This is a genomic window from Pseudomonas sp. Mn2068 (assembly GCF_049319725.1).
GTDB lineage: Bacteria > Pseudomonadota > Gammaproteobacteria > Pseudomonadales > Pseudomonadaceae > Aquipseudomonas > Aquipseudomonas gingeri.
The window spans coordinates 238,898-253,898 of sequence record NZ_JBMOUG010000007.1; the positions used below are offsets into that span (position 1 = coordinate 238,898).

Sequence of the window (15,001 nt, forward strand, 5' to 3'; positions counted from 1 at the left end):
GTTACCTCAAGGACGAAAAGTAATGATCGGCTGGGCGTGATCGAATTGAGACAGCCAGGACTTCCATTTCCCGCAGCACGTCGCCGATCGCCTGGACGGCGGCCCGCATGTCACGGCTGTCGATGTGGCCGATGCAGCCCACGCGGAAGGTCTCGACTTCGGTCAGCTTGCCCGGATAGAGAATGAAACCCTTGGCCTTGACCCGTTCGTAGAACGCCTTGAACTGATAGCGCGGGTCCTGCGGCGCATGCACGGTAACGATGATCGGCGCCTGGATCGCGCTCGGCAGGAAACTGCGCAAGCCCAGTTTGCCGAGTTCCTCGAGCAATACCCGGCAGTTGTCCGCATAGCGTCGATGGCGCGCCGGCTGGCCGCCTTCTTCGCGATACTGCAACAGGGCCTCGTGCAGGGCCGCGACCACGTGGGTCGGCGGCGTGAAGCGCCACTGGCCGGTCCGCGCCAGGTAGTCCTGCTGGTCATGCAGGTCCATCGCCAATGAATGGGAGTTGCCGGCCGCCATGGCCAGCGTGGATTGGCGGGCGAGGACAAAACCCATGCCCGGCACGCCTTCCAGGCATTTGCCGGAGGCGGCGATCAGCGCGTCGAACGGCACCTGCCGGGCGTCGATGGGCAAGGCGGCGAAGGAACTCATGGCATCGATGATCAGGCGTCGGGCGCAACGGGCCACCACCTCGGCGATCTCCTGCAGCGGGTTGAGAATGCCGGTGCTGGTTTCGCAATGGATCAGCGCGACATGGCTGATGGTCGGATCGGCGAGCAGCAGGCGTTCGATCTCGGCGGCATCGCTCGGCTGGTCCTCGGCGGTTTCCAGGGTGCAGAAGGCCCGGCCCAGCACCTTGCAGATCGTCGCCAGGCGCTTGCCATAGGCGCCGTTGATCAGCACCAGGACCTTGCCGTCACGGGGCACCAGGGTGCCGATGGCCGCCTCGACGGCAAAAGTCCCGCTGCCTTGCAACGGGATGCAATGGTGGGTCCCGGTGCCGTTGACGATGTCCAGCAACTGTTCGCAGACACTGGCGGTCAGCCGGTTGAAGCGCTCGTCCCAGGAACCCCAGTCCTGCAGCAGCGCCTGGCGGGTGCGGGCCGAGGTGGTGAGCGGGCCGGGTGTGAGAAGAACAGGGCCGGACATGACGGGAGCGGCGGTACTCATGGGGTTTCCTTGCAGCGCTGATCATTGACGGGATACAGGGCATAAATTGCAGTTTGCCTTGTCATCAATCAAATTGTTTGTTGTTATGCGAGCTATAAGTGAGGCCGATAGCAATGAACCTGTTCCAACTCCGCGCATTCGATGCCGTGGCCCGCGAGGGCAGCTTTACCCGTGCCGCCGCCCGGCTGTTTATCAGCCAGCCGGCGGTCACCGGGCATATCAAGGCCTTGGAAGAGCACTACCAGATCACCCTGTTGCGTCGTACGGCACGGCGCGTGGAACTGACGGAGCAGGGCACCCGCCTGGCAGCCATCACCCGGGCGATGTTCGGGCTCGCCGAGGAGGCGCGGGTCATGCTCGAAGCCAATCGCCAGTTGCTCACCGGGCGCCTGGAAGTGGCGGCGGATGGGCCGCACATGGTCATGCCGATGCTGGCCAGCCTGCGTGCGCGTTATCCGGGAATCACCGTCAACCTGCGGCTCGGCAATGCCCAGGAGACATTGGCGGCGCTGCTCGCGGAGCATGCCGATGTCGCGGTGCTGACCGAGGTCGAGCCACGCAAGGGGCTGCACCTGCAAGCCTTGAGCGAGTCGCGGATCTGTGTCCTGGTGCCCGCCGGGCATCCCTGGGCGGCCGAGCGCGAAGGTATCGCCCTGCAGCGCCTGGATCAGGTGATCATGGTGTTGCGCGAGCCTTCGTCGATTACCCGCCGGACCTTCGACCAGGCCTGTGGGCTGGCCGGGGTCATCCCGCGGGTGTTGCTGGAGCTGGACAGCCGCGAGGCGGTGACCGAGGCAGTGGCGGCCGACCTGGGACTGGGGATCGTCTCGTCCCTGGAGGTCAGCCATGACCCGCGCATCCGCGCCGTGCCGATCATCGGTGATGGCTTGCGCAACCGGCACATGATCGGTTGTCTGGAGCGGCGTACCGAACTGCGCCTGATCCAGGCGCTCCTCGGGCTGGCGCCCTGAGGGACCGTTCAATTCGGTCCAGCCCGGCTCAGTCTGGTCCGGCAGGCTTGATCAACCATTCATAGATGCTGTTCAACTCGTCACGACAGGGCGTGCAACTGTCGTGCGGGCTGCCCTGGAGCAGGGCCTGGCGTTGAGCGGGGCTCCAGTGTTGCGTCAGGTAGTCGTGCAGGGCCACGCATTGCCCGGGGTAGAGCAGCCAGAGCTGTTCCGGGGTATTACCCAGCTCCAGCGCCAGCCGGTGTTTCTGGTACGCACTGAGCATGGCGACGCCGCGGGCATCGCTGCGGCCTTCGAGCAGGATGTCGTCACGGCCCAGGCGTGCCAGTTCCTTGAGGCCCGGGCGAGGCATGCGCACGATGTACCAGATGCTGTCGCACAGGCAGCGGCCAGGGTTCTGCGGCTGTTCGTAGAGGTGGATCTCTCCCGGTGCATCGGCTGCGCCCGACGCCGTGACGGGATGGCAGGGGTCCTGCTGGCGTATCGGCGGTTGCTCGGCAGGCATGGCAGCGGGGGGCATATCGCTCTCCCGCCCGGCCAGGAAACCGCAGATCACCAGTTGGTCCGGGTCATGGTCGACACAGTCGATCAGCACCTGGCTGCCTACCGGCGGAGCTTTTCCTTCGGCCATCCCCAGGGGAATCCAGCAGCCGGGAAGGTGGTCCGCCGAGTGCAGGGCACCCTGCAACCGGACAGGCAGGCGTCCCTGGGCATCCGCCTGCGCCGACTGTCCTGGCGGGCCGAGCACGGTGCCCAGTTGATAACCCTGTTGCCGCGGTCGTTTCTGGCGCAGGGCCGGGCGAAACGGTGTGGCCCAGGGGATCGCCCGGAAGTGATTGCCGTAGCCCCCGGCCTCGAAGTGCTCATCCGACAAGGGTGTCTGCCCGTATTCGTCACCGAGCGGCCCGAGTGCCTCGCCATTCAGTCGTTGCTCGCCCCAGTGCTGGACTTCGATGATCAGCCACTGGTCGTTGAGTGTCGCACGGGGGTGGCCGCTCAGCCGGTGTACATCGCCGCTGTGCAGTTCCCCCAGGTTGCTGTTGCCCAGGACCTGCCGGCCTTCGCAGCGCAACCGCTCCAGGGTTCGCCGGCTGCGTTGCAGGGCATGCCGTTGCTGCGGATCGGCAATCGCCGGGGGCGGGCCATAGGCCCCTGCCTGATTGGCCGCACCGTCAGGCTCGGGTGCAGGGTTCCAGGCCTGTGCCGACCAGTGCGGACAAACGACCCCGGCCGGCCGCTGAGGGTCGGCGTGGGAAAGCATCGCGTGGCGTTCGTGAAGTCGGCTGATCACCGGCTGCCCGTCGTCAGGCGGGGTTTCACGGTAGGGTACGGTACCGGCGCGCTCGGGAAAGGCCTGGGGATCTTCGGCGAATACCACGACATGCTGTCGGGGACTGTGTTCGAAGTGATAGTGAATGCCTTCCTCCTCGCATAGCCGGTTCAGCCACTGCAGGTCGTCCTGGTCGTGTTGCTGGCATTGCGGACGCGGTGGGTAGATGCCCTGGTGGAGTTCGAAGCGATAGTCGGCGGCGGTCAGGCCGTGGCTCTCGAGCAACTGGCGAAGAATCTCGGGGACGCTCAGGTCGTAGAACACCCGGCGCCTGGCATTGCGTTCGAGAAGCTGGAGGCGCGGGCCCAGGACCATCCGGTAGTGGCACAGCTCCGGGTTGAGATGGCGACGACTGACTTCATGGATCAGGCCGTGGGCACCTTCCCGGGCCCGGCCGAAACTGAGGAATGCCGGCTGTTGCAGCAGCAGGTTCAGGTCCAGCTCGGGATCATCGCCCAGCAGTTCGATTTCAAAACGATAGGGCCGGTTCAGGGCCTCGCGCCCGCTGAAGTGAATGACCTGGAAGGGCGTCGCGAAAGGGAGAATCGCCAGTGAGATCAGTCGTTCCTTGTCCTGAGCCATTGCATCTCTTCTTATAGGGGATTTTGCGGCAGAGGGTACGAAATGCCGCGGACGCCTGGACATAGCAAAACGGCTTTTGGGAATTTGCCTACGATGATCTGGGTAGAGTCGTAGCGATTGTCAGGTTTTGGTCGATCAGCGACTTTTTGCCGTATAAACTGCGCGCAAAGCGTCGGCCAATAGATGTCACGACGCCACTGATCGAGAGAGTGAGTAATGGGCGCACAGTGGAAGGTTAAACACAAAGAGGCGGCAGCCAACGCCAAGGGCAAGCTGTTCGGCAAACTGGTCAAGGAAATCACCATCGCCGCGCGCAATGGCGCGGACATCACCACCAACGCGCACCTGCGCCTGGTGGTGGAGCAGGCGAAAAAGGCCTCGATGCCCCGTGAGACCCTGGAACGTGCGATCAAGAAAGGTTCCGGCCAACTGGGCGAGACCGTGCAGTACCACCGTGTGACCTATGAAGGCTTCGCCCCCCATCAGGTGCCGCTGATCGTCGAATGCGTCACCGACAACATCAACCGTACCGTGGCGGAAATCCGCGTGGCCTTCCGCAAGGGCCAGCTGGGTGCCTCGGGTTCGGTGGCGTGGGACTTCAACCATGTCGGCCTGATCGAAGCCGCGCCGGATACCCCGGATGCGGACCCGGAAGTGGCGGCCATCGAAGCCGGCGCGCAGGATTTCGAGGCGGGCGAAGAGGGCGCGACCCTGTTCATCACCGAGCCGACCGATCTCGACGCCGTGCAGAAAGCCTTGCCCGAGCAGGGTTTCACCGTCTTGTCGGCCAAGCTGGGCTACCAGCCGAAGAACCCGGTCAGCGGCTTGAGCGACGAGCAGATGGCGGAAGTCGAAGCCTTCCTCGAAGGCCTGGACAACCATGATGACGTGCAGGACATGTTCGTCGGCCTGGCGGGCTGATTTCAGGCTATGTACGGCTTGCTGCAGGAGCCGTTCTTAGTGGCCTTATCGCCAGCAAGCCGGCTCCTGCAGGGCCGTGGGCACACTGATATCTTGTGGTGCGACGAACTTGCAGGAGCCGGTTGCTGGCGATAGCGGCCTGACCGGCAAGGCCAGTCTCAGCAGGCCTCCCGCTGCTGCTACAGCAAATCCGCGCAGATCGCCTCGAACCCCGGCCGGGCCAGTACATCCGGCTGGACGCAGCGCAACTGCAAGGCCTGCAGCGACTCAAGCGCGGGCCGGTCCATTTCCCCGTCGATCCGCTCCAGCAACTCCCCCAGGAAAATGCCGAACGCACGCACCTCGATACGTTGCAGGGCGCGGGTTTCCAGGCTGTCGGTCGGGGCATGGAACGATGCGGCGCCAAAATCCCCGAGCAGACAATCCCCGGCTTCGTTGTAGAGAATATTGTGGGCGTACAGGTCGCCGTGGCACAGCCCCAGGCGATGCAGGTGCGCACCCACCGAGGCGATTCCCCGCGCCATGCGCAAGGCCTGATCGGCGCTGAAGCGGGTCTCGTCCCGGTACACATCGCGGCTGCACGAGTCGAGGCTGGGCAGCGCCGCGAGATTGGCGAATTGCGGATCGATCAGTTCCATCACCAGGCCGGCCTGGCCATCGGGATGATCGACGATACGACCCTCGACCCGGATCAGGTTCGGGTGCAGGCCGGCGGCGATGCAGGCATTCATTTCATTCTGGGGCGAACCGTCGCTGGTCATGCTGCCCTTGTACAGCTTGACCGCCACGGCCTGGTCCGGTGCCGAAGGCCGGGTCCACAGGGCCTGGCTGATGACGCCGGAAGCACCTTCGCCCAGCCGTTGCCCGAGCTGCAACCGGGCCCAGCCGATATTCGGCGTGCTGTCACCGGCCAGGACCTCGCCGGTGTGATCGAGTTGCGGATTACCGGCATAGGCGATCCAGGCCAGGCTGGGCAGGGTCAGCAGCCACTGCGGCAGTTCGCTCAACTGGTTGGCGGCGATGCGGATCAGTTCGAGCTTGTGGCAATCGGCCAGGGTCGCCGGCAGGTGTCGCAGGCGATTGCCCGCCAGCATGAGCTTTTGCAGCAGGGGGCGGCGGCCCAGTTCATCGGGCAGTTCGCCGATCCGGTTGTCGGTCAGGATCAACCAGCGCAACAGTGGCGGCAATGCCGCCGGCGGCACGTGTTCGATGCGATTGGCCTTGAAGGCGACCATGCTCAGCCGGGCGCACTGGCCCAGGCAGGCGGGCAGCTCGGTGAACAGGTTGTCGGAACAGAACAGGATGCGCAGGTGCGGCAGGCGATGCAGGTCATCCGGCAGGCTGCTCAACTGGTTGCCGCTCAGGTTGAGGATTTCCAGGGAGTCGGCCAGCTGGAAGATTTCCCGGGGAAACTCGGTGAGCCCGCAGGACAGGTCGAGTCGCTTGATGCCGGTCAATTGGCCGGCGCGCAGTTGGGCAAGGGTATCCATAAGCGGAGGTCCGTACGGGTCACGATCAGCGAAAAAGGCCGCCATCATAACGGTGTGGAGGCGACCTTGCTCATGGTTGCGTTCGGGGACCGACTTCCACCAGCTGGCCCAGGCGGCTACGGGTGCGCGCCAGGTCGATGGCATTGCCGCCGAGACTGTCGCGCAGCGGCTGTGCGCCGATCAGCAGCAGGCGCTTGTCCTGGTCGTAGAGGACGTCGATCAGGTTGATGAAACGCTGCTGGGCGGCGATCGAGCAGTTCTCGAGGCTGGGCAGTTCGTCGATGATCCAGGTATCGAAACGCCGGCACAGCTCCAGGTAGTCCATCACCGCGGTGGGTTCTTCGCACAGGTCGGCGAACTCGAAGCGCACGTGGCGATCCTGGTTCTGGCGCACCCTCAGTTGACGCGCACCGACCACCAGCGGGGAGGCCGCGGCCCCGCGCTCCGGCAGTTGCAGGGCCTGGCGTTGTTCGAGGCTGCCGGGCCAGATGTACTGGCCGTGGGTGAATTGCTGCTGGGCATGACTGCGCGGCTGGCTGCGGTAGTCGTGGGGGCCGCCGACTTCCATGACATCCATCCGCGCGTGGATCAGATCGATCACCGGTTTGAACCGCGCGTGATAGAGCGGGTTTGGCAGCAGGCCCTGGGGCGGGTAATTGGACGTCACCACCAACAGCACGCCGCGCTGGAACAGCGCCTTGAACAGCCGGGTGATCAGCATGGCATCGCCGATGTCATGGACATGGAATTCGTCGAAGCACAGCAGCCGGCATCCCTCCAGCAGTTCGTCGAGTGTGCGGCCGAGGGCATCCGGTTCTTCGCGATGGATAAACATGCCCTGGTGCAGGCGGGCGAAGAAATCGTGGAAATGCAGGCGCTGTTTCTCGGCAATCGGCACGGCCTGGAAAAAACCGTCCAGCAACCAGCTCTTGCCGCGACCGACGGCACCATATAGGTACAGGCTGCGCTGGCGCTGCTGGGGCGAGGCCTGCAACAGCGCGGTGGCCTGCTGGGCCATGCGTTCGATGACCCGCTGCTGGCTGTGGCTCAGGGTATAACCCTGATGGCTGGCCTTGTGCCGGAAATACTCGTGCACGTCATGGTGCGGCGCTACCACGCCGGCCTTGCCGGAGAGGGCCTTGCCGAACAACCGGCGCAGGGCCGGCCAGCGGGATTTCACGCCGGGGCGATGAGGAGGTAGAGCGGCCAACGGAGAAGGTCCCCTTAGGTGAAAATCCTGATCGTCCCGGTCATGGTGTCCTGGCAAGCGTCGTCGCGCAGATGGCGCAAGGCTATCTTGGCGACAGTCGCGCTAATTTAACCATACAAAATGTGGCAGTCAGCAATTCCTGAAGGGCGCGCGACGATGTTTTGCGCTGCCATATGTCGGCTTGCACATAAAACCAATGCAGGCATATGGCCATACCGTTTATTCTGAGGCGCTTTTCATCGCTCGGCTTTTTTCGTCAAGGTCCCCGCCGCTCAAATGGATTGAGCCATTGAGCGGAGCCCGTGCGAATGCCTTAAGAACGGGACCGACCCATGCACTCCATCCATCGACTGTTGCTCGCGCTGGGCGCGTTCTGCCTGCTGCCCGACAGTGCCCGGGCGGCTGTTGGCGGGCAGATCGAGGCCCGCCTGGTGATCACTGCCGGTTGTGAAGTCAGCCACGCCGCCGGGGCGGGCCTGGATCGAAGCAAACCGCTCGACCCCCGATTGCCCGGGATCCGGGACCACCTGGCGGTGAGCTGTGGTTCTTCGCCCAACAGTCCGACCCAGTTCACCGTCAAGGTCGACACCCGGGTCCATGATCTTGATAGCGCTCGCACGCGGACTGCCGGACCCTACCGCGATACGGTCGTCGTGACGTTGGGTTGGTAGCCGAGTCGCTCGCCTAATCGAAACAAAATGTTCCAGGCCGTTCCGTTGAATCCCGGCACCTCTGAACGAAATTCTACTGTGAATACAGCTTTTTCCGAGAAGAACTACAGGGTCTTGAGTGAAAAGACCTAGGAAAAGTACTGCAAATATGTGGCTGAATTTCTGACTCAGCTGGCAGCTTTGTCCTTCACTGCTAACCTGATGTTAGCAAGCCATCCCTCAAAAGGATTGAGGCCGTGAAAGGACCTATGGTTTTGGCAGTCGTGAGCGCATTGTGCAGCGCCCAGGCGTTGGCCGCGCAGCTCCAGGTGGAGGTGCGGGTCAATGTGATGCGCGGCTGCCAGCTGGTCGGCGTGACCCGCGAGGCGGGCATCGACCAGTTGGGCGTGCTCGACTTTGGCAACACCGCCCGTCTCAACGATCCGGCGGGGCCCTTGAGCGCCGCGCTGACCAGTGCCCGCCTGCCACGCCTGGAATGCAATCCCGACACCCCTTATCAAGTGCGCATCGACGGCGGCCTGCACGGCGGCATCGGTGAAGTGCGTTACCTGGCGGGCGATTCCCGCAGCAGCCCGATTCCCTATCGACTCTACCGCGATGCCGCGCGGCGTACTGCGTTGCCGGTCAACGAAGCCTTGAGCGGCACCGTGCCCGACAGCGGTTCGGTGGAGCTGCCGTTGTATGCGCGGATCGAACCCCTGGCCCAGGTGCCGCGCGTCAGCCGTTACACCGATATCGTGAAGGTGACCGTCACCTGGTAGGCGTTTGCAGCAACCTCTGCCGGGTGGACCCGGCAGGAAAAGGAATGTCGCCCGCGAGCGGGCGGCCAATCGGTTTTATCCTGATGGAAGTAGGATCGGCATATGAAATACCGCAACCGCGTCGTGCTCGCCCTCGCGCCCCTGCTTTTGCTGGCGGGCGGTGCCGAGGCGGTAATGACCGGGACCATCCAGGCCCGGCTGGTCATTTCACCGGCCTGCGAGGTGAATGCCGGGGTGGCGCCCATGCCCGGGAATCTCGGGCGACTGGATTTCGGCAGTTCGGGGCCGACCTGGACCCGTCCGCTAAACGCAGCGATCACCGGCAGCGGTGGGGCCCTGCAAGTCACCTGCAATACCTCGGTCAGTGGCTTCACCGTGACCATCGATGGTGGTGTCAACGGTGACGGCACCACCCGGCGCCTGAGCAACGGCCGCCAGACCATTCCCTACCGACTCACCGTCGATGCCGCCGGCACCGACAGCTACAGCATCGGGCAACAACGCAATTTCGCCGTCAGCACCGGAGCCCAGAGGCCGATTCCGGTCTATGGCGCCGTGGTGGCGAATACCAACGCACTGCCGGCAGGTACTTACCGCGACACGCTGACGGTCACGTTGGACTGGTAACTCAACAGAGGATGAGCATCATGCAGCAACTTGCTTCGCGTCTTGTTTTATCAGTGCTCGGCCTGGCACTGGCCACCGCTGCCCAGGCTGCGACCACCGTCACCGGGCAGATCAGTTCGACCCTGATCCTGACCAGCAGTTGCCTGGTCAACGGCGGGGCCGGTGCCACCAACCTGAACTTCGGTACGCTGAATTTCGGTACCACCGATAGCCTGTTCACCCAGACCGGCACCCAACTGGTGGCCGCCGGCGGTGGCGCGGTGTCGATCCAGTGCTCGGCCGGCACCACGCCCACCGTGACCATCCAGGGCGGCCTGCACGACGGGCAGTCCACCGGTGGGACCCGGGCCCTGTACGACGGGGTGTCGCACTTCGTGCCTTATGACCTCTACACCGACTCCGGGTACAACAACATTCTGGCGAGCAATGGGGTGATCAACCTCGCGGCCAGTACCGGCGCGGCCCAGACCATCAATCTCTGGGGCAAGGCGGTGGGTAAACCCGGGCTGCCGGCCGGGACCTACAGCGACACCATCTCCGTGCAATTGAGCTTCTGAGTGCGATGGCCGGCCATGGATGCGCCTTCGTGCTGCTGGCCTGCGCGAGCAGCCTGCCGTTGCCGCTGGCGGCGGTTACCAGTGCGAGTTTCCAGGTCAGTGCCAGCATTATCGCCGGTTGCCTGGTGGTGGGCGGGGGCTCCAACTACGGCAACCTGAACTACGGCAGCTACTCGGCGTTGTCGACCAGTACGGTGTCGACCTCGCTGACCAGCGGAGTGCAATTGCAATGCACGCCGGGGGTGACCCTGAGCATGAGTGTCGATGGTGGGCAGAACAACAACAGTGGCCGTCACCTGAAGCTCAACAGCGGCACCGCCCTGGTGGCGTACCAGCTGTTCAGCGACGCCGGCCTGAGCCAGGCGCTGGGGATCAGCCAGAGCGTGAACGTGGCCTACGGCAATGCGAACAACATCAGCCTGCCGATCTACGGCAGGGTGGTATTACCGGGGAATCAGCCGGCGGGAACCTACAGCGATGTGCTGCAGGTACAGCTGTCCTGGTAGGGGGCGGTTCAATTGAAGCGACAAGGAGTTTGCGTATGTATTCACCCTCCCGGCACTTGCGGGCCGTGCGTGACGGAGTGCTGGCCATGGTCTTGCTGGGCGCGGGCCAGGCCTGGGCGGCAAGCTCGGTATTGATCTGGCCGATCGACCCGGTCCTGGAGGCCGACCAGCAGGCCAGCGCGCTGTGGCTGGAGAATCGCGGCAATGAAACCACCAACCTGCAGATCCGGGTCTTCGCCTGGAGCCAGAACGGGTTCGACGACCAGTACCAGAACCAGCGCGAGGTGATCGGCAGTCCGCCGGTGGCGCGCATCGAGCCGGGCCAGAAGCAGTTGGTGCGCCTGACCCGGACCCGCGACGTGCCACCGGGACGGGAGCAGGCCTACCGCATCATCATCGATGAGATCCCCTCGGCGAAATCGCCGGATACCGCCGCCTCGGAAGGCAAGACGGCGGCGGCGATCCAGTTCCAGATGCGTTACTCGGTGCCCTTGTTCACCTATGGCGCGGGGCTCTGGAGCAAGGAAGACCTGACGCGCCAGCGCGACCCGAAAAGTGCCGGGGTCCCTGACCTGAGCTGGCGCAAGGTGGCGCAGGGCGGGCGTTCCTATATCGAGATCCGCAATCGCGGCGCGGTGCATGCGCGACTGACCGATGTGGCGCTCAGGCAGGGCGGCCAGCCCCGGCCGGTGGTCGAGGGCCTGATGGGGTATGTCCTGCCGGGGGCGACCATGCGCTGGCCGGTACCGGAACCCCTGGCCGGCGGCCAGGAACTGCTGTTGCGGGTCAATGGTGCACCACAGGTCCAGAGCGTCAAGGCGGATCAGTGAAGAACAGGGAGTGAGCTGAGTGTGGGCTCGTCATATCCACTATCTGCCATGGCTGGCCATGGGCTGTTGCTGGCTGGTGTTCCTCCCGCGGGTCGGGGCCGGTGAACTGCCGCCGCCACCCACCAGCCTGGAGGCCATCCCCGATGCGCAACTGTACCTTGAGCTGCTGGTCAACCAGATGGACACCGGCAAGGTGATTGTCGTCGAGCAGCGGGCCGGCCAGTTGTTCCTGTCGGCCTCGGACCTGCAGGCGATCGGCATGAAACTGCCGCCGTCGGTCTCCGCCGAAGTCGCCCTCGACCAGTTGCCGGGCCTGCACAGCGAATACGACAGCCATGGCCAGCGCCTGCTATTGACGGTACCGGCGGACTGGCTGCCGGCGCAGTTCCTCGGCAACCGCCAGGCCTATCCGCGGACCCAGGCGCTGACCAGCTTTGGCGCGATGCTCAATTATGACCTGTACCTCAATGACACCGACGACGCCGGCACCTACCTGGCGGCCTGGAACGAAGTGCGGGTGTTCGACACCTGGGGCACCCTGTCCAACACCGGGCAGTACCGCCGCAGTTTCGGCACGAATACGGGCGGCGGGCTGGACAACGGTTACCTGCGCTATGACACCACCTGGCGTTATTCCGACGATGAGCGCCTGCTGACCTACGAGGCCGGCGACGTGGTCAGCGGCGCCTTGCCCTGGAGCAACTCGGTGCGCCTGGGCGGTGTGCAACTGTCTCGGGATTTCGGTGTGCGCCCCGACCTGGTGACCTATCCGCTGCCGCAGTTCGCCGGTGAAGCGGCGGTGCCGTCCTCGGTGGATCTGTTCATCAACGGCTTCAAGTCGTCCAGCGACAATGTGCAGCCCGGTCCCTACACCCTGACCAATATCCCCTTCATCAACGGTGCGGGCGAGGCGGTGGTGGTGACCACCGATGCCCTCGGGCGACAGGTGTCCACCACCGTGCCGTTCTATGTCACCAGCACCTTGCTGCAAAAGGGCCTGGCGGATTTCTCGGTGGCCGCCGGTAACCTGCGCCGCGATTATGCGCAGCGGGATTTCGGCTACGGTCCGGGCGTGACCTCCGGCAGCCTGCGCTATGGCCTGAGCGACAGCTTCACCCTGGAAAGCCACGTCGAGGCGTCCAGCGACCTGACCCTGGGCGGTGTCGGCGGCAACCTGCGCCTGGGCAACTTCGGCGTGCTCAACAGCGCTGTCAGCCAGAGCCGTTTCGACGGTCGCCAGGGCCAGCAGGTCAGCCTCGGCTACCAGTACAGCAGCCAGCGCTACAGCCTGTCCTACCAGCGCCTGGAGCGTCACGATCAATACGCCGACCTGACGGTCATCGACACGCCGTCGATCAGCCTGAGCAAACGCAGCGAGCAGGTCACGGCCAGCCTCAACCTTGACAGCTGGGGCAGCCTGGGCGCCGGTTATTTCGATATCCGTGCCGCCGACGACTCTCGCACCCGCCTGCTCAACCTGACCTGGAACCGTCCGCTGTGGGGCAACAGCAGTTTCTACCTGTCGGCCAACCGTGAAATCGGCGACAGCAACTGGGCGGTGCAGGCCCAGGTCGTGATTCCCTTCGACCTCAACGGCAGCCTGAGCATGAGTGTCGAGCGTGACAAGAGCGGCGCGAGCCTCGAGCGGGTCAATTACAGTCGCGCCGTACCCAGCCAGGGCGGTGTGGGCTACAACCTCGGCTATGGTCATGGTCGGGGCCCGGATTACCGCCAGGCCGACCTGACCTGGCGCCTGCAGTCGGTGCAGTTGCAGGCCGGCGTCTACGGCAGCAGCGAGGCCGAGACCCGCTGGGCCGATGCCAGCGGTTCGCTGGTGTGGATGGACAAGCAGGTCTTCGCCGCCAACCGCATCAACGACGCATTCGTGGTGGTCAGCACCGACGGTTACCCGAAGGTGCCGGTGCGCTACGAAAACCAGCTGGTGGGCGAGACCGACAAGTCCGGGCGGCTGCTGGTGCCCTGGAGCAGCGGCTACTATCGCGGCAAATACGAAATCGATCCGCTGAACCTGCCGGCCAACGTCCAGAGCCCGACGGTCGAGCAGCGCGTTGCGGTCCGTCGCGGCAGCGGCTACCTGCTGAAATTCCCGTTGAGCCGGATCGTTGCCGCCAGCGTCGAACTGGTGGATAGCCACAACCAGCCGTTGCCCCTGGGGGCCAACGTCATCCATGAGCAGACCGGGGCGGCAGCCGTGGTGGGCTGGGATGGCCTGGTCTACCTGGAAAACCTGGCGAAGCAGAACAGCCTCAAGGTGACCCTGGCCGATGGCGGCACCTGCCGGGTGCAGTTCGCCATGCAGGAGTCTGCCGAGCAGGTGCCCCTGGTCGGTCCGCTGGTCTGTCGATAGACACAGGAGGTGTCGAATGAAGGTGCGTAGTCTGGTCTCGGTTCTGCTGTTGAGCGGGTTGGCGTCCCAGGCCCAGGCGTTGTGTTCGGTGGTTGCCACGACAGCGGCGGGTTTCGGTCCGGTGAGTTCGATCCTGACACGGACCACGGTGCAATCGACGTCGACCACCAATGCCGGGCTGAGGTGTACCGGTTCGCTGCTGACCCTGCTGACCACCAACGATCACTTCTATGCCACCATCAGTTCCAGCACTGCTGGCATGGTCGGTCCCACCGGCGATGTCATCAGCTACAACATCTACGCCAGCAACAATACCGGCGCGGCCTACCTGATCACCCGGAACACGCCCTATGATTTTGCCCGCAATGGCATCATCGACCTGCTGGGTCTGCTCGGCGGCTCGACGCCCAAGACCGTGCCGATCTACTTCGGGACAATAATCGGCAGCAACGTCGCGGCGGGGATCTACACCGAGACCCTGAGCATCTACTGGGATTGGAATTATTGTGCCGGCATCGGTGCGCTGGGTATCTGCCTGGGGCGTGACGTCAGCACCGGCACGGCCAGCCTGACCGTGAACATGACCGTCAGCAACGACTGCACGGTGAGCGCGCCGAATATCAGTTTTGGTGGCGCCCCGGTGATCAGCGCCTTCGGGACGATCAACCAGACCATCAATGTGTCGTGCACCAAGGGCAGTCCCTACACGGTCGGCCTGGACCCCGGCCAGAACGCCAGCGGCGGCCGGCGGCGGATGGTCTCGGGGGGCAACTTCCTGTCCTACGACATCTTCAAGAGTGCCGGCACCACGGTCTGGGGCAGCGTCGGGCCGGCCCGTCGCTCGAGCAGCGACGCCGAGGTCAATCCGGGCAACGGCCTGGGCCTGGGCAGCCAGGTGTTCAACTACAACGCCAAGGTCTACCCCGACCAGAACACGCCGCCGGCCGGCACCTACACCGACAACGTGATTCTCGACGTGGGGTTCTGACAGGCCCGGTCGTGCTGG

At 64.4% G+C, this 15,001-nt stretch carries 14 protein-coding genes; 10 read left to right on the forward strand and 4 right to left on the reverse strand.

Annotation, left to right across the window (positions count from 1 at the left end):
- Position 1: 1 nt before the first annotated feature.
- Complete coding sequence (locus ACL9RJ_RS18010; protein ID WP_177086596.1) at positions 2 to 1,171, reverse strand: 2-aminoethylphosphonate--pyruvate transaminase; 1,170 nt, start codon at positions 1,169 to 1,171, stop codon at positions 2 to 4.
- A 113-nt stretch (positions 1,172 to 1,284) separates the two neighbouring features.
- On the opposite strand from ACL9RJ_RS18010, the gene ACL9RJ_RS18015 reads away from it, so the two are divergent.
- On the forward strand, positions 1,285 to 2,142 hold the full coding sequence (locus ACL9RJ_RS18015) for a LysR substrate-binding domain-containing protein (protein ID WP_422765515.1): 858 nt from the start codon (positions 1,285 to 1,287) through the stop codon (positions 2,140 to 2,142).
- Positions 2,143 to 2,170: 28 nt separating this feature from the next.
- Here ACL9RJ_RS18015 and ACL9RJ_RS18020 read toward each other — a convergent pair whose 3' ends face one another.
- Entirely contained in the window at positions 2,171 to 4,054 is a 1,884-nt protein-coding gene (locus tag ACL9RJ_RS18020; RefSeq protein ID WP_422765516.1) for a type VI secretion system Vgr family protein, read from the reverse strand.
- 216 nt (positions 4,055 to 4,270) lie between these two features.
- Here ACL9RJ_RS18020 and ACL9RJ_RS18025 point away from each other — a divergent pair, with 216 nt between their 5' ends.
- Positions 4,271 to 4,975, forward strand: coding sequence for a YebC/PmpR family DNA-binding transcriptional regulator (locus ACL9RJ_RS18025; RefSeq protein WP_017129527.1), 705 nt, complete (start codon positions 4,271 to 4,273; stop codon positions 4,973 to 4,975).
- Between the two features lie 179 nt (positions 4,976 to 5,154).
- On the opposite strand, the gene ACL9RJ_RS18030 is transcribed toward ACL9RJ_RS18025, so the two are convergent.
- Positions 5,155 to 6,465, reverse strand: a complete 1,311-nt coding sequence (locus ACL9RJ_RS18030) for a leucine-rich repeat-containing protein kinase family protein (RefSeq protein ID WP_017129526.1) — start codon at positions 6,463 to 6,465, stop codon at positions 5,155 to 5,157.
- A 70-nt stretch (positions 6,466 to 6,535) separates the two neighbouring features.
- Complete coding sequence (gene zapE / locus ACL9RJ_RS18035; RefSeq protein WP_177086602.1) at positions 6,536 to 7,675, reverse strand: cell division protein ZapE; 1,140 nt, start codon at positions 7,673 to 7,675, stop codon at positions 6,536 to 6,538.
- A 332-nt stretch (positions 7,676 to 8,007) separates the two neighbouring features.
- Here zapE and ACL9RJ_RS18040 point away from each other — a divergent pair, with 332 nt between their 5' ends.
- The 8 genes from ACL9RJ_RS18040 to ACL9RJ_RS18075 all read left to right on the forward strand — a co-directional run bounded on the left by ACL9RJ_RS18040 (position 8,008) and on the right by ACL9RJ_RS18075 (position 14,983).
- Positions 8,008 to 8,346, forward strand: a complete 339-nt coding sequence (locus tag ACL9RJ_RS18040; RefSeq protein ID WP_212809923.1) for a hypothetical protein — start codon at positions 8,008 to 8,010, stop codon at positions 8,344 to 8,346.
- Positions 8,347 to 8,594: 248 nt separating this feature from the next.
- A complete protein-coding gene (locus ACL9RJ_RS18045; RefSeq protein ID WP_017129523.1) occupies positions 8,595 to 9,107 on the forward strand; it encodes a Csu type fimbrial protein in 513 nt (170 codons plus the stop codon).
- Positions 9,108 to 9,209: 102 nt separating this feature from the next.
- The gene (locus ACL9RJ_RS18050) at positions 9,210 to 9,734 is read left to right on the forward strand and encodes a Csu type fimbrial protein (RefSeq protein WP_017129522.1); all 525 of its coding nucleotides are present in this window, start codon (positions 9,210 to 9,212) and stop codon (positions 9,732 to 9,734) included.
- A 20-nt stretch (positions 9,735 to 9,754) separates the two neighbouring features.
- Positions 9,755 to 10,291, forward strand: a complete 537-nt coding sequence (locus tag ACL9RJ_RS18055; RefSeq protein WP_042937119.1) for a Csu type fimbrial protein — start codon at positions 9,755 to 9,757, stop codon at positions 10,289 to 10,291.
- 5 nt (positions 10,292 to 10,296) lie between these two features.
- Complete coding sequence (locus ACL9RJ_RS18060) at positions 10,297 to 10,797, forward strand: Csu type fimbrial protein (RefSeq protein WP_422765517.1); 501 nt, start codon at positions 10,297 to 10,299, stop codon at positions 10,795 to 10,797.
- Between the two features lie 35 nt (positions 10,798 to 10,832).
- The gene (locus tag ACL9RJ_RS18065; protein ID WP_017129519.1) at positions 10,833 to 11,627 is read left to right on the forward strand and encodes a fimbrial biogenesis chaperone; all 795 of its coding nucleotides are present in this window, start codon (positions 10,833 to 10,835) and stop codon (positions 11,625 to 11,627) included.
- Positions 11,628 to 11,685: 58 nt separating this feature from the next.
- Positions 11,686 to 13,995 (forward strand): fimbria/pilus outer membrane usher protein, encoded by a 2,310-nt coding sequence (locus ACL9RJ_RS18070; RefSeq protein ID WP_422765543.1) that lies wholly within the window; start codon positions 11,686 to 11,688, stop codon positions 13,993 to 13,995.
- A gap of 16 nt (positions 13,996 to 14,011) precedes the next feature.
- Positions 14,012 to 14,983, forward strand: coding sequence for a Csu type fimbrial protein (locus tag ACL9RJ_RS18075; RefSeq protein WP_017129517.1), 972 nt, complete (start codon positions 14,012 to 14,014; stop codon positions 14,981 to 14,983).
- Positions 14,984 to 15,001: the final 18 nt, after the last annotated feature.

Excerpts from the sequence above, each read along its gene's own strand:
- ACL9RJ_RS18010 (WP_177086596.1), bottom strand. The coding sequence starts at position 1,171 with ATGAGTACCGCCGCTCCCGTCATGTCCGGCCCTGTTCTTCTCACACCC.
- ACL9RJ_RS18015 (WP_422765515.1), top strand. The coding sequence starts at position 1,285 with ATGAACCTGTTCCAACTCCGCGCATTCGATGCCGTGGCCCGCGAGGGC.
- ACL9RJ_RS18020 (WP_422765516.1), bottom strand. The coding sequence starts at position 4,054 with ATGGCTCAGGACAAGGAACGACTGATCTCACTGGCGATTCTCCCTTTC.
- ACL9RJ_RS18025 (WP_017129527.1), top strand. The coding sequence starts at position 4,271 with ATGGGCGCACAGTGGAAGGTTAAACACAAAGAGGCGGCAGCCAACGCC.
- ACL9RJ_RS18030 (WP_017129526.1), bottom strand. The coding sequence starts at position 6,465 with ATGGATACCCTTGCCCAACTGCGCGCCGGCCAATTGACCGGCATCAAG.
- ACL9RJ_RS18040 (WP_212809923.1), top strand. The coding sequence starts at position 8,008 with ATGCACTCCATCCATCGACTGTTGCTCGCGCTGGGCGCGTTCTGCCTG.
- ACL9RJ_RS18045 (WP_017129523.1), top strand. The coding sequence starts at position 8,595 with ATGGTTTTGGCAGTCGTGAGCGCATTGTGCAGCGCCCAGGCGTTGGCC.
- ACL9RJ_RS18050 (WP_017129522.1), top strand. The coding sequence starts at position 9,210 with ATGAAATACCGCAACCGCGTCGTGCTCGCCCTCGCGCCCCTGCTTTTG.
- ACL9RJ_RS18055 (WP_042937119.1), top strand. The coding sequence starts at position 9,755 with ATGCAGCAACTTGCTTCGCGTCTTGTTTTATCAGTGCTCGGCCTGGCA.
- ACL9RJ_RS18060 (WP_422765517.1), top strand. The coding sequence starts at position 10,297 with ATGGCCGGCCATGGATGCGCCTTCGTGCTGCTGGCCTGCGCGAGCAGC.
- ACL9RJ_RS18065 (WP_017129519.1), top strand. The coding sequence starts at position 10,833 with ATGTATTCACCCTCCCGGCACTTGCGGGCCGTGCGTGACGGAGTGCTG.
- ACL9RJ_RS18070 (WP_422765543.1), top strand. The coding sequence starts at position 11,686 with ATGGGCTGTTGCTGGCTGGTGTTCCTCCCGCGGGTCGGGGCCGGTGAA.
- ACL9RJ_RS18075 (WP_017129517.1), top strand. The coding sequence starts at position 14,012 with ATGAAGGTGCGTAGTCTGGTCTCGGTTCTGCTGTTGAGCGGGTTGGCG.